Consider the following 10,400-nt stretch of genomic DNA (forward strand, 5'->3'; position numbering starts at 1 on the left):
CCCTGATCCACCCGATCGCGATGGACGACGGTCTGCGTTTCGCAATCCGTGAAGGCGGCCGTACCGTTGGCGCGGGCGTTGTTGCTAAAGTTCTGGGCTAATATTTAGTTCTGAATTAAAAAGGGCGCTAAGGCGCCCTTTTTGCTGTCTGCTATTTGCGAGAAGCAGCACAGTGACTGACAGCAAAGAGATTAAACGCCTATTTAATAAACAGGCTATTGTAATCATAACTATTCTCATTTACACTTTATCTGTAAGTTGAACGGGAGTATATATGTACGTTTGTCTGTGTAATGGTGTGAACGATAAAAAAATTCGTCAGGCTGTGCGCCAATTCAATCCTCAGTCTTTTCAGCAGCTGCGGAAATTTATTCCCGTTGGAAATCAATGCGGTAAGTGCGTTCGTGCAGCACGAGAAATTATGGAAGATGAATTAACCCGCATGCCGGAATATCAAGAGATCGCCTGAAGTCTCTCAGCTTTACTTTGACATCCCTATAGCCCGAACTACGCTTCAATAAGTGGAAGCGGAGGGACTATATAATGAAAGGTGATGTCAAAATCATAAGTTATCTCAATAAATTATTGGGAAATGAGCTAGTCGCAATTAATCAATACTTTCTCCATGCGAGAATGTTCAAGAACTGGGGCCTGATGCGCCTCAATGATGTCGAGTACCACGAATCTATCGATGAAATGAAGCATGCCGATAAATATATCGAGCGCATTTTATTTCTCGAAGGGATCCCGAACCTGCAGGATCTCGGCAAACTCCGCATCGGAGAGGACGTCGAGGAGATGCTGCAATCCGACCTGAGGCTGGAACTGGAAGGGGCGAAGGATCTACGAGAAGCCATCGCCTATGCTGACAGCGTCCACGACTACGTCAGCCGTGATATGTTAATCACCATCCTCGCCGATGAAGAAGGCCATATCGACTGGCTGGAAACCGAGCTGGATTTGATAGGTAAAATTGGTCTGCAAAATTATCTTCAGTCGCAGATTAAAGTGGCTGACTAAAAAACGTCTGCCAACCACATAGCAAACCCGCTGTGGCCAGGAAAGGGCCGAAAGGCAGCGGGTTGCGTAATGCCTGCCTATGTTTGCCGCACAGCATCAGAACCGTTACGGCAGCGCAGGCGAGAATCGTTGCTATAAGAACGAGCTGCGGTAAAACTCTCCATCCCTGCCATGCCCCTAGTGCGGCGAGAAATTTGACATCGCCGTAGCCGATGCCTTCACGCCCGCGTATTCCCCTGTAGAGCCAATAGATCAACGCAAAGGCCAGATAGCCTGCTATCGCTCCCCAGACTGCATGCTGCAGATTGGCTGGTGACATACACAGATAATAAAGCAACCCGCCCCACAGCAGAGGGCAGGTAAATTTATCGGGTAGCAAGCCATAGCGCAGATCGTGCCAACAAAGCGTGAGTAATAACCCGCCATAAATAATAAAGAATGCCAAAGTCGCTATCATCGATGGTTTCCATGTGGTGGTCCTGGGTACCGAGTGTGATGCAGGAGCCGAGCCTCTGGCAAAAGGCAATAAACAGGAATGGATGTCCCGCTCCAGAGTATTTGTCGGCCTTTCATGGCATTGCGACGGGCGTGGAAGTGAGCTCGCAGAAACAAGTGATGATTTTGTACGCAGCCCTTGCGTTGTCGCTGAATTTGCGTATAATGCGCGGGCCTGTCAAAGTTGACGGCCGGTTCGATATGAACCCTGGTAGCAGCAACACGCTACCAAACAATGTTCCCAATTGGGGAACTATGTAAGAACGGTTACACTCTCCCATCAATCGTAATGGGTATGAGGAGTAACCATTTCGTCTATAAAATAATTGGAGCTCTGGTCTCATGCAGAACCAAAGAATCCGTATCCGCCTTAAAGCGTTTGATCATCGTCTGATCGATCAATCAACCGCGGAAATCGTCGAGACTGCTAAGCGCACTGGTGCGCAAGTCCGTGGTCCGATCCCGCTGCCGACCCGCAAAGAGCGCTTTACCGTTCTGATCTCTCCGCACGTTAACAAAGACGCGCGCGATCAGTACGAAATCCGCACTCATAAGCGTCTGGTTGACATCGTTGAGCCAACTGAAAAAACCGTTGATGCTCTGATGCGTCTGGATCTGGCTGCCGGTGTAGACGTGCAGATCAGCCTGGGTTAATCAGGTCATCGAGCGATTGAGAGGTTGAAACAATGATTGGTTTAGTCGGTAAAAAAGTGGGCATGACCCGCATCTTCACTGAAGATGGCGTATCTATCCCAGTAACCGTAATCGAAGTTGAAGCAAACCGCGTTACTCAGGTTAAAGATCTGGCTAACGATGGCTACCGTGCCGTTCAGGTGACCACTGGTGCTAAAAAAGCTAACCGTGTAACCAAACCGGAAGCGGGTCACTTCGCTAAAGCTGGCGTAGAAGCTGGCCGTGGTCTGTGGGAATTCCGTCTGGCTGACGGCGAAGAGTTCACCGTAGGTCAGGACATTAGCGTTGAGCTGTTTGCTGACGTTAAAAAAGTTGACGTAACCGGTACCTCTAAAGGTAAAGGTTTTGCTGGTACCGTTAAGCGCTGGAACTTCCGTACCCAGGACGCTACTCACGGTAACTCCTTGTCTCACCGCGTTCCGGGTTCTATCGGTCAGAACCAGACTCCGGGCAAAGTGTTCAAAGGCAAGAAAATGGCAGGTCAGCTGGGTAACGAACGTGTCACCGTTCAGAGCCTGGACGTAGTACGTGTTGACGCTGAGCGCAACCTGCTGCTGGTTAAAGGCGCGGTCCCGGGTGCAACCGGTAGCGACCTGATCGTTAAACCAGCTGTGAAGGCGTAAGGGGATAGCAATGGAATTAGTATTGAAAGACGCGCAGAGCGCGCTGACTGTTTCCGAAACTACCTTCGGTCGTGATTTCAACGAAGCGCTGGTTCACCAGGTTGTAGTTGCTTATGCAGCTGGTGCTCGTCAGGGTACTCGTGCTCAGAAGACTCGTGCTGAAGTAACTGGTTCAGGCAAAAAGCCGTGGCGCCAGAAAGGTACCGGCCGTGCGCGTTCAGGTTCTATCAAGAGCCCGATCTGGCGTTCAGGTGGCGTGACCTTCGCTGCGCGTCCGCAGGACCACAGTCAAAAAGTTAACAAAAAGATGTACCGCGGCGCGCTGAAAAGCATTCTGTCCGAACTGGTACGTCAGGATCGTCTGATCGTTGTCGAATCTTTCTCTGTAGAAGCGCCTAAAACTAAGCTGCTGGCACAGAAACTGAAAGACATGGCTCTGGAAGATGTGCTGATCATCACCGGTGAGCTGGACGAGAACCTGTTCCTTGCTGCGCGCAACCTGCACAAGGTTGACGTACGTGATGCAACTGGTATCGACCCGGTTAGCCTGATCGCCTTCGACAAAGTCGTAATGACTGCTGATGCTGTTAAGCAAGTTGAGGAGATGCTGGCATGATTCGTGAAGAACGTCTGCTGAAGGTGCTGCGCGCACCGCACGTTTCTGAAAAAGCGTCTACTGCGATGGAAAAAACTAACACCATCGTTCTCAAAGTTGCTAAAGACGCGACCAAAGCAGAGATCAAAGCTGCTGTGCAGAAACTGTTTGAAGTCGAAGTCGAAGTCGTTAACACCCTGGTTGTTAAAGGGAAAGTTAAACGTCACGGACAGCGTATCGGTCGTCGTAGCGACTGGAAAAAAGCTTACGTCACCCTGAAGGAAGGCCAGAATCTGGACTTCGTCGGCGGCGCTGAGTAAGTCGGAGGAGTAATACAATGGCAGTTGTTAAATGTAAACCGACATCTCCGGGTCGTCGCCACGTTGTTAAAGTGGTCAACCCAGAGCTGCACAAGGGCAAACCTTTTGCTCCGCTGGTTGAAAAAAACAGCAAATCCGGTGGTCGTAACAACAATGGCCGTATCACCACCCGTCATATCGGTGGTGGTCACAAACAGGCCTACCGTATTGTTGACTTCAAACGCAACAAAGATGGTATCCCGGCAGTTGTTGAACGTCTTGAGTACGATCCGAACCGCTCCGCGAACATCGCGCTGGTTCTGTACAAAGACGGTGAGCGCCGTTACATTCTGGCCCCTAAAGGCCTGAAAGCTGGCGACCAGATTCAATCTGGCGTTGATGCTGCAATCAAAGCAGGCAACACCCTGCCGATGCGCAATATCCCGGTTGGTTCTACCGTTCATAACGTAGAAATGAAACCAGGTAAAGGCGGTCAGCTGGCTCGTTCCGCTGGTACTTACGTTCAGATCGTTGCTCGCGATGGTGCTTATGTCACCCTGCGTCTGCGTTCTGGTGAAATGCGTAAAGTCGAAGCAGACTGCCGCGCTACTCTGGGCGAAGTTGGCAATGCTGAGCATATGCTGCGCGTTCTGGGTAAAGCAGGTGCTGCACGCTGGCGTGGTGTTCGTCCTACCGTTCGCGGTACTGCGATGAACCCAGTCGACCACCCACATGGTGGTGGTGAAGGTCGTAACTTTGGTAAGCACCCGGTAACTCCGTGGGGCGTTCAGACCAAAGGTAAGAAGACCCGCAGCAACAAGCGTACTGATAAATTCATCGTACGTCGCCGTAGCAAATAATTTTAGAGGATAAGCCATGCCACGTTCTCTCAAGAAAGGTCCTTTTATTGACCTGCACTTGCTGAAGAAGGTAGAGAAAGCGGTGGAAAGCGGAGACAAGAAGCCCCTGCGCACTTGGTCCCGTCGTTCAACGATCTTTCCTAACATGATCGGTTTGACCATCGCTGTCCATAATGGTCGTCAGCACGTTCCAGTTTTTGTTTCCGACGAAATGGTTGGTCACAAACTGGGTGAATTCGCACCGACTCGTACTTATCGCGGCCACGCTGCTGATAAAAAAGCGAAGAAGAAATAAGGTAGGAGGAAGAGATGGAAACTTTAGCTCAACATCGCCATGCTCGTTCTTCTGCTCAGAAGGTTCGCCTTGTTGCTGACCTGATTCGCGGTAAGAAAGTGTCGCAGGCCCTGGATATTCTGACCTACACCAATAAGAAAGCTGCTGTACTGGTCAAGAAGGTACTGGAATCTGCCATTGCTAACGCTGAACACAACGATGGCGCTGACATTGATGATCTGAAAGTTGCGAAAATTTTCGTAGACGAAGGCCCGAGCATGAAGCGCATTATGCCGCGTGCTAAAGGTCGTGCAGATCGCATCCTGAAGCGCACCAGCCACATTACTGTGGTTGTGTCCGATCGCTGAGACTCTGGAGACTAGCAATGGGTCAGAAAGTACATCCTAATGGTATTCGCCTGGGTATTGTAAAACCATGGAACTCAACCTGGTTTGCGAACACCAAAGAATTCGCTGACAACCTGGACAGCGATTTTAAAGTACGTCAGTACCTGACTAAGGAACTGGCGAAAGCGTCTGTATCTCGCATCGTTATCGAGCGTCCGGCTAAAAGCATCCGTGTGACCATTCACACTGCTCGCCCGGGTATCGTTATCGGTAAGAAAGGCGAAGACGTAGAAAAACTGCGCAAGGTCGTCGCGGATCTCGCTGGCGTGCCTGCACAGATCAATATTGCCGAAGTTCGTAAGCCTGAACTGGACGCTAAATTGGTTGCTGACAGCATCACTTCTCAGCTGGAACGTCGCGTTATGTTCCGTCGTGCTATGAAGCGTGCTGTACAGAACGCAATGCGTCTGGGCGCTAAAGGTATCAAAGTTGAAGTTAGCGGCCGTCTGGGCGGCGCGGAAATCGCACGTACCGAATGGTACCGTGAAGGTCGCGTACCGCTGCACACTCTGCGTGCTGACATCGACTACAACACCTCTGAAGCGCACACCACTTACGGTGTAATCGGCGTTAAGGTATGGATCTTCAAAGGTGAGATCCTGGGTGGTATGGCTGCTGTTGAACAACCGGAACCGGCTGCTCAACCTAAAAAGCAGCAGCGTAAAGGCCGTAAATAAGGAGCGTCGCTGATGTTACAACCAAAGCGTACAAAATTCCGTAAAGTGCACAAAGGCCGCAACCGTGGTCTGGCGCAGGGTACGGATGTTAGCTTCGGCACTTTCGGTCTGAAAGCTGTTGGCCGTGGTCGTCTGACTGCACGTCAGATCGAAGCAGCACGTCGTGCTATGACCCGTGCAGTTAAGCGTCAAGGTAAGATCTGGATCCGTGTATTCCCGGACAAACCGATCACCGAGAAGCCGCTGGAAGTTCGTATGGGTAAAGGTAAAGGTAACGTGGAGTACTGGGTTGCCTTGATTCAGCCGGGTAAAGTCCTTTATGAAATGGACGGCGTACCGGAAGAGCTGGCCCGTGAAGCATTCGGCCTGGCAGCAGCGAAACTGCCGATCAAAACCACCTTTGTAACTAAGACGGTGATGTAATGAAAGCAAAAGAGCTGCGTGAAAAAAGCGTTGAAGAGCTGAACGCTGAGCTGCTGAACCTGCTGCGTGAGCAGTTCAACCTGCGTATGCAGGCTGCAAGTGGCCAGCTGCAACAGACTCATCTGCTGAAGCAAGTGCGTCGTGATGTTGCACGCGTTAAGACTTTACTGACTCAGAAGGCGGGTGCGTAATGACCGATAAAATCCGTACTCTGCAAGGTCGCGTGGTTAGCGACAAAATGGAGAAATCCATTGTTGTTGCTATCGAACGTATGGTGAAACACCCGGTATACGGCAAATTCATCAAGCGTACGACCAAACTGCACGTACATGACGAGAACAACGAATGCGGTATCGGCGACGTGGTTGAAATCCGCGAATGCCGTCCGCTGTCCAAGACTAAGTCCTGGACGCTGGTTCGCGTTGTAGAGAAAGCGGTTCTGTAATAGAGTACGCATTCTCGATACGGATAAACGGCTCAGCGATGAGCCGTTTATTTTTTCTACCCATATCTGATTTGCGGTGTTATAATGCCGCGCCCTCGATATGGGGCTTTTTTAACGACCCTATTTTTGGGTCTCAGTAGTAGTTGACATTAGCGGAGCACTAAAATGATCCAAGAACAGACTATGCTGAACGTCGCCGACAACTCCGGTGCACGTCGCGTAATGTGTATCAAGGTTCTGGGTGGCTCGCACCGTCGCTACGCAGGCGTAGGCGACATCATCAAGATCACCATCAAAGAAGCAATTCCGCGTGGTAAGGTCAAAAAAGGTGATGTGCTGAAGGCGGTAGTGGTGCGCACCAAGAAGGGTGTTCGTCGCCCGGACGGTTCTGTCATTCGCTTCGATGGTAATGCATGCGTTATTTTAAACAATAACAGCGAGCAGCCCATCGGTACGCGTATTTTTGGGCCGGTAACTCGTGAACTTCGTAACGAGAAGTTCATGAAAATTATCTCTCTGGCCCCAGAAGTACTCTAAGGAGCGAATCATGGCAGCGAAAATCCGTCGTGATGACGAAGTTATCGTGTTAACCGGTAAAGATAAAGGTAAACGCGGTAAAGTTAAGAATGTCTTGTCTTCCGGCAAGCTCATTGTTGAAGGTATCAACCTGGTTAAGAAACACCAGAAGCCGGTTCCGGCTCTGAACCAACCAGGCGGCATCGTTGAAAAAGAAGCTGCTATTCAGGTTTCTAACGTTGCAATCTTCAATGCGGCAACCGGCAAGGCTGACCGTGTAGGCTTTAGATTCGAAGACGGCAAAAAAGTCCGTTTCTTCAAATCTAACAGCGAAACTATCAAGTAATTTGGAGTAGTACGATGGCGAAACTGCATGATTACTACAAAGACGAAGTAGTTAAAAAACTCATGACTGAGTTTAACTACAATTCTGTCATGCAAGTCCCTCGGGTCGAGAAGATCACCCTGAACATGGGTGTTGGTGAAGCGATCGCTGACAAGAAACTGCTGGATAACGCAGCAGCCGATCTGACAGCAATCTCCGGTCAAAAACCGCTGATCACCAAAGCACGCAAATCAGTTGCAGGCTTCAAAATCCGTCAGGGCTATCCGATCGGCTGTAAAGTAACTCTGCGTGGCGAACGCATGTGGGAGTTCTTTGAGCGCCTGATCACTATTGCTGTACCGCGTATCCGTGACTTCCGTGGCTTGTCCGCTAAGTCTTTCGACGGTCGTGGCAACTACAGCATGGGTGTCCGTGAGCAGATCATCTTCCCAGAAATCGACTACGATAAAGTCGACCGCGTTCGTGGTTTGGATATTACCATTACCACTACTGCGAAATCTGATGAAGAAGGCCGCGCTCTGCTGGCTGCCTTTGACTTCCCGTTCCGCAAGTAAGGTAGGGTTACTTAATGGCTAAGCAATCAATGAAAGCACGCGAAGTAAAGCGCGTGGCTTTAGCTGATAAATTCTTCGCTAAACGCGCTGAACTGAAAGCTATCATCTCTGATGTGAACGCAACCGACGAAGATCGTTGGAATGCTGTTCTCAAGCTGCAGACTCTGCCGCGTGATTCCAGCCCGTCTCGTCAGCGTAATCGCTGCCGTCAAACAGGTCGTCCGCATGGTTTCCTGCGGAAGTTCGGGTTGAGCCGTATCAAGGTCCGTGAAGCCGCAATGCGCGGTGAAATCCCGGGTCTGAAAAAGGCTAGCTGGTAATTGTCACCAATTGAATCACGGGAGTAAAGACAGATGAGCATGCAAGATCCGATCGCGGATATGCTGACCCGTATCCGTAACGGTCAGGCCGCGAATAAAGCTGCGGTCACCATGCCTTCCTCCAAGCTGAAAGTGGCAATTGCCAACGTGCTGAAGGAAGAAGGCTTTATTGAAGATTTTAAAGTTGAAGGCGACATCAAGCCGGAACTGGAACTGACTCTTAAGTATTTCCAGGGTAAAGCTGTTGTAGAAAGCATTCAGCGTGTCAGCCGCCCAGGTCTGCGCATCTACAAACGTAAAGATGAGCTGCCGAAAGTTATGGCGGGTCTGGGTATCGCGGTTATTTCTACCTCTAAAGGTGTTATGACCGATCGTGCAGCGCGCCAGGCTGGTCTTGGTGGCGAAATTATCTGCTACGTAGCCTAATCGGAGGAAAAAATGTCTCGTGTTGCTAAAGCACCGGTCGTTGTTCCTGCCGGCGTTGATGTAAAAATCAACGGTCAGGTTATTACGATCAAAGGTAAAAACGGCGAGCTGACTCGTACCCTCAACAATGCTGTTGAAGTTAAACATGCAGAAAATGCTCTGACCTTCGGTCCGCGTGATGGTTTCGTGGATGGATGGGCTCAGGCTGGTACCGCGCGTGCCCTGCTGAACTCAATGGTTGTTGGTGTTACCGAAGGCTTCACTAAAAAGCTTCAGCTGGTTGGTGTAGGCTATCGTGCAGCGGTCAAAGGGGATGTAGTAAACCTGGCTTTAGGTTTCTCTCATCCTGTTGAGCATAAACTGCCGGCCGGTATCACTGCAGAATGTCCGACTCAAACTGAAATCGTGCTGAAAGGCGCTGATAAGCAGGTGATCGGCCAGGTTGCAGCAGATCTGCGCGCCTACCGTCGTCCTGAGCCTTATAAAGGTAAGGGTGTTCGTTACGCCGACGAAGTCGTGCGTACCAAAGAGGCTAAGAAGAAGTAAGGTAACACTATGGATAAGAAATCTGCTCGTATCCGTCGTGCGACCCGCGCACGCCGCAAGCTCCAGGAGCTGGGTGCAACTCGCCTGGTGGTACATCGTACCCCGCGTCATATTTACGCACAGGTAATTGCACCGAACGGTTCTGAAGTTCTGGTAGCTGCTTCTACTGTAGAAAAAGCTATCGCTGAACAACTGAAGTACACCGGTAACAAAGACGCGGCAGCAGCTGTGGGTAAAGCTGTTGCTGAACGCGCTCTGGAAAAAGGCATCAAAGATGTTTCCTTTGACCGTTCCGGGTTCCAATATCATGGTCGTGTCCAGGCACTGGCAGATGCTGCCCGTGAAGCTGGCCTTCAGTTCTAAGGTAGAGGTGTAAGATGGCTCACATCGAAAAACAAGCTGGCGAACTGCAGGAAAAGCTGATCGCGGTTAACCGCGTATCTAAAACCGTTAAAGGTGGTCGTATTTTCTCCTTCACAGCTCTGACTGTAGTTGGTGACGGTAACGGTCGCGTTGGTTTTGGTTACGGTAAAGCGCGTGAAGTTCCAGCAGCGATCCAGAAAGCGATGGAAAAAGCCCGTCGCAATATGATTAACGTCGCGCTGAACCACGGCACCCTGCAGCACCCGGTTAAAGGTGTTCATACGGGTTCTCGTGTATTCATGCAGCCAGCTTCCGAAGGTACCGGTATCATCGCCGGTGGTGCAATGCGCGCCGTTCTGGAAGTTGCTGGAGTTCATAACGTTCTGGCCAAAGCATATGGTTCCACCAACCCGATCAACGTGGTTCGTGCAACTATTGATGGCCTGGAAAATATGAATTCTCCAGAAATGGTCGCTGCCAAGCGTGGTAAATCCGTTGAAGAAATTCTGGGGAAATAA

At 50.4% G+C, this 10,400-nt stretch carries 23 protein-coding genes; 22 read left to right on the plus strand and 1 reads right to left on the minus strand.

Going from position 1 to position 10,400, the window contains the following annotated elements; translation table 11 throughout:
* From ABLU96_RS10630 to bfr, 3 genes are all read left to right on the plus strand, one after another.
* A partial coding sequence (locus ABLU96_RS10630; protein ID WP_072082104.1) for an elongation factor Tu occupies positions 1 to 101 on the plus strand: 101 nt, incomplete at its 5' end.
* A 173-nt stretch (positions 102 to 274) separates the two neighbouring features.
* A complete protein-coding gene (gene bfd, locus ABLU96_RS10635) occupies positions 275 to 469 on the plus strand; it encodes a bacterioferritin-associated ferredoxin (protein ID WP_004125913.1) in 195 nt (64 codons plus the stop codon).
* Positions 470 to 543: 74 nt separating this feature from the next.
* On the plus strand, positions 544 to 1,020 hold the full coding sequence (bfr, locus tag ABLU96_RS10640; RefSeq protein WP_004125910.1) for a bacterioferritin: 477 nt from the start codon (positions 544 to 546) through the stop codon (positions 1,018 to 1,020).
* On the opposite strand, the gene ABLU96_RS10645 is transcribed toward bfr, so the two are convergent.
* A complete protein-coding gene (locus ABLU96_RS10645) occupies positions 1,004 to 1,477 on the minus strand; it encodes an A24 family peptidase (protein WP_014839668.1) in 474 nt (157 codons plus the stop codon). The genes bfr and ABLU96_RS10645 overlap by 17 nt on opposite strands.
* Positions 1,478 to 1,857: 380 nt before the next feature.
* Between ABLU96_RS10645 and rpsJ the strand changes: the two genes are divergently transcribed.
* The 19 genes from rpsJ (at position 1,858) to rpsE (ending at position 10,400) form a co-directional block, all read left to right on the plus strand.
* Positions 1,858 to 2,169, plus strand: a complete 312-nt coding sequence (gene rpsJ, locus ABLU96_RS10650; RefSeq protein ID WP_001181005.1) for a 30S ribosomal protein S10 — start codon at positions 1,858 to 1,860, stop codon at positions 2,167 to 2,169.
* Between the two features lie 32 nt (positions 2,170 to 2,201).
* Positions 2,202 to 2,831: a 50S ribosomal protein L3 gene (gene rplC, locus ABLU96_RS10655; RefSeq protein WP_004106354.1), complete on the plus strand. Its 630-nt coding sequence runs from the start codon at positions 2,202 to 2,204 to the stop codon at positions 2,829 to 2,831.
* Positions 2,832 to 2,841: 10 nt separating this feature from the next.
* On the plus strand, positions 2,842 to 3,447 hold the full coding sequence (gene rplD, locus ABLU96_RS10660; RefSeq protein ID WP_003031119.1) for a 50S ribosomal protein L4: 606 nt from the start codon (positions 2,842 to 2,844) through the stop codon (positions 3,445 to 3,447).
* Complete coding sequence (rplW, locus tag ABLU96_RS10665; protein WP_000617546.1) at positions 3,444 to 3,746, plus strand: 50S ribosomal protein L23; 303 nt, start codon at positions 3,444 to 3,446, stop codon at positions 3,744 to 3,746. The genes rplD and rplW overlap by 4 nt, the downstream gene beginning before the upstream one ends.
* A 17-nt stretch (positions 3,747 to 3,763) precedes the next feature.
* Positions 3,764 to 4,585, plus strand: coding sequence for a 50S ribosomal protein L2 (gene rplB / locus ABLU96_RS10670; protein WP_000301869.1), 822 nt, complete (start codon positions 3,764 to 3,766; stop codon positions 4,583 to 4,585).
* A gap of 16 nt (positions 4,586 to 4,601) precedes the next feature.
* A complete protein-coding gene (rpsS, locus tag ABLU96_RS10675) occupies positions 4,602 to 4,880 on the plus strand; it encodes a 30S ribosomal protein S19 (RefSeq protein WP_001138115.1) in 279 nt (92 codons plus the stop codon).
* Positions 4,881 to 4,894: 14 nt separating this feature from the next.
* A complete protein-coding gene (rplV, locus tag ABLU96_RS10680; RefSeq protein ID WP_002919773.1) occupies positions 4,895 to 5,227 on the plus strand; it encodes a 50S ribosomal protein L22 in 333 nt (110 codons plus the stop codon).
* 17 nt (positions 5,228 to 5,244) lie between these two features.
* Positions 5,245 to 5,943, plus strand: coding sequence for a 30S ribosomal protein S3 (gene rpsC / locus ABLU96_RS10685; protein WP_004106350.1), 699 nt, complete (start codon positions 5,245 to 5,247; stop codon positions 5,941 to 5,943).
* Positions 5,944 to 5,955: 12 nt separating this feature from the next.
* Positions 5,956 to 6,366: a 50S ribosomal protein L16 gene (gene rplP / locus ABLU96_RS10690; protein WP_002919759.1), complete on the plus strand. Its 411-nt coding sequence runs from the start codon at positions 5,956 to 5,958 to the stop codon at positions 6,364 to 6,366.
* The gene (rpmC, locus tag ABLU96_RS10695; protein ID WP_002919754.1) at positions 6,366 to 6,557 is read left to right on the plus strand and encodes a 50S ribosomal protein L29; all 192 of its coding nucleotides are present in this window, start codon (positions 6,366 to 6,368) and stop codon (positions 6,555 to 6,557) included. The genes rplP and rpmC overlap by 1 nt, the downstream gene beginning before the upstream one ends.
* Positions 6,557 to 6,811 carry a 30S ribosomal protein S17 gene (gene rpsQ / locus ABLU96_RS10700; protein ID WP_004106347.1) on the plus strand — a complete coding sequence of 85 codons (255 nt, stop codon included), beginning with the start codon at positions 6,557 to 6,559 and terminating at the stop codon, positions 6,809 to 6,811. The genes rpmC and rpsQ overlap by 1 nt, the downstream gene beginning before the upstream one ends.
* A gap of 165 nt (positions 6,812 to 6,976) precedes the next feature.
* On the plus strand, positions 6,977 to 7,348 hold the full coding sequence (gene rplN / locus ABLU96_RS10705) for a 50S ribosomal protein L14 (RefSeq protein ID WP_000613954.1): 372 nt from the start codon (positions 6,977 to 6,979) through the stop codon (positions 7,346 to 7,348).
* Between the two features lie 10 nt (positions 7,349 to 7,358).
* Positions 7,359 to 7,673, plus strand: a complete 315-nt coding sequence (gene rplX, locus ABLU96_RS10710; RefSeq protein ID WP_004106345.1) for a 50S ribosomal protein L24 — start codon at positions 7,359 to 7,361, stop codon at positions 7,671 to 7,673.
* Positions 7,674 to 7,687: 14 nt separating this feature from the next.
* Positions 7,688 to 8,227, plus strand: coding sequence for a 50S ribosomal protein L5 (rplE, locus tag ABLU96_RS10715; protein WP_001096202.1), 540 nt, complete (start codon positions 7,688 to 7,690; stop codon positions 8,225 to 8,227).
* Between the two features lie 14 nt (positions 8,228 to 8,241).
* On the plus strand, positions 8,242 to 8,547 hold the full coding sequence (gene rpsN, locus ABLU96_RS10720; protein WP_002919667.1) for a 30S ribosomal protein S14: 306 nt from the start codon (positions 8,242 to 8,244) through the stop codon (positions 8,545 to 8,547).
* A gap of 33 nt (positions 8,548 to 8,580) precedes the next feature.
* Positions 8,581 to 8,973, plus strand: a complete 393-nt coding sequence (gene rpsH / locus ABLU96_RS10725) for a 30S ribosomal protein S8 (RefSeq protein ID WP_004106343.1) — start codon at positions 8,581 to 8,583, stop codon at positions 8,971 to 8,973.
* A 12-nt stretch (positions 8,974 to 8,985) separates the two neighbouring features.
* On the plus strand, positions 8,986 to 9,519 hold the full coding sequence (gene rplF, locus ABLU96_RS10730; protein ID WP_025107523.1) for a 50S ribosomal protein L6: 534 nt from the start codon (positions 8,986 to 8,988) through the stop codon (positions 9,517 to 9,519).
* Positions 9,520 to 9,528: 9 nt separating this feature from the next.
* Entirely contained in the window at positions 9,529 to 9,882 is a 354-nt protein-coding gene (rplR, locus tag ABLU96_RS10735; protein WP_000358960.1) for a 50S ribosomal protein L18, read from the plus strand.
* 14 nt (positions 9,883 to 9,896) lie between these two features.
* A complete protein-coding gene (gene rpsE / locus ABLU96_RS10740) occupies positions 9,897 to 10,400 on the plus strand; it encodes a 30S ribosomal protein S5 (RefSeq protein ID WP_004106339.1) in 504 nt (167 codons plus the stop codon).

Origin of the sequence: Klebsiella sp. CN_Kp106, assembly GCF_040064575.1 — a bacterium.
GTDB classification, from domain to species: Bacteria; Pseudomonadota; Gammaproteobacteria; order Enterobacterales; family Enterobacteriaceae; genus Klebsiella; species Klebsiella michiganensis.

Excerpts from the sequence above, each read along its gene's own strand:
- rplP (WP_002919759.1), top strand. The coding sequence starts at position 5,956 with ATGTTACAACCAAAGCGTACAAAATTCCGTAAAGTGCACAAAGGCCGC.
- rplC (WP_004106354.1), top strand. The coding sequence starts at position 2,202 with ATGATTGGTTTAGTCGGTAAAAAAGTGGGCATGACCCGCATCTTCACT.
- rpsS (WP_001138115.1), top strand. The coding sequence starts at position 4,602 with ATGCCACGTTCTCTCAAGAAAGGTCCTTTTATTGACCTGCACTTGCTG.
- bfr (WP_004125910.1), top strand. The coding sequence starts at position 544 with ATGAAAGGTGATGTCAAAATCATAAGTTATCTCAATAAATTATTGGGA.
- bfd (WP_004125913.1), top strand. The coding sequence starts at position 275 with ATGTACGTTTGTCTGTGTAATGGTGTGAACGATAAAAAAATTCGTCAG.
- rplE (WP_001096202.1), top strand. The coding sequence starts at position 7,688 with ATGGCGAAACTGCATGATTACTACAAAGACGAAGTAGTTAAAAAACTC.
- rplB (WP_000301869.1), top strand. The coding sequence starts at position 3,764 with ATGGCAGTTGTTAAATGTAAACCGACATCTCCGGGTCGTCGCCACGTT.
- ABLU96_RS10645 (WP_014839668.1), bottom strand. The coding sequence starts at position 1,477 with ATGATAGCGACTTTGGCATTCTTTATTATTTATGGCGGGTTATTACTC.
- rplN (WP_000613954.1), top strand. The coding sequence starts at position 6,977 with ATGATCCAAGAACAGACTATGCTGAACGTCGCCGACAACTCCGGTGCA.
- rpsE (WP_004106339.1), top strand. The coding sequence starts at position 9,897 with ATGGCTCACATCGAAAAACAAGCTGGCGAACTGCAGGAAAAGCTGATC.
- rplD (WP_003031119.1), top strand. The coding sequence starts at position 2,842 with ATGGAATTAGTATTGAAAGACGCGCAGAGCGCGCTGACTGTTTCCGAA.
- rpsC (WP_004106350.1), top strand. The coding sequence starts at position 5,245 with ATGGGTCAGAAAGTACATCCTAATGGTATTCGCCTGGGTATTGTAAAA.
- rplF (WP_025107523.1), top strand. The coding sequence starts at position 8,986 with ATGTCTCGTGTTGCTAAAGCACCGGTCGTTGTTCCTGCCGGCGTTGAT.
- rpmC (WP_002919754.1), top strand. The coding sequence starts at position 6,366 with ATGAAAGCAAAAGAGCTGCGTGAAAAAAGCGTTGAAGAGCTGAACGCT.
- rplX (WP_004106345.1), top strand. The coding sequence starts at position 7,359 with ATGGCAGCGAAAATCCGTCGTGATGACGAAGTTATCGTGTTAACCGGT.
- rplR (WP_000358960.1), top strand. The coding sequence starts at position 9,529 with ATGGATAAGAAATCTGCTCGTATCCGTCGTGCGACCCGCGCACGCCGC.
- rpsH (WP_004106343.1), top strand. The coding sequence starts at position 8,581 with ATGAGCATGCAAGATCCGATCGCGGATATGCTGACCCGTATCCGTAAC.
- rplV (WP_002919773.1), top strand. The coding sequence starts at position 4,895 with ATGGAAACTTTAGCTCAACATCGCCATGCTCGTTCTTCTGCTCAGAAG.
- rpsN (WP_002919667.1), top strand. The coding sequence starts at position 8,242 with ATGGCTAAGCAATCAATGAAAGCACGCGAAGTAAAGCGCGTGGCTTTA.
- rplW (WP_000617546.1), top strand. The coding sequence starts at position 3,444 with ATGATTCGTGAAGAACGTCTGCTGAAGGTGCTGCGCGCACCGCACGTT.
- rpsQ (WP_004106347.1), top strand. The coding sequence starts at position 6,557 with ATGACCGATAAAATCCGTACTCTGCAAGGTCGCGTGGTTAGCGACAAA.
- rpsJ (WP_001181005.1), top strand. The coding sequence starts at position 1,858 with ATGCAGAACCAAAGAATCCGTATCCGCCTTAAAGCGTTTGATCATCGT.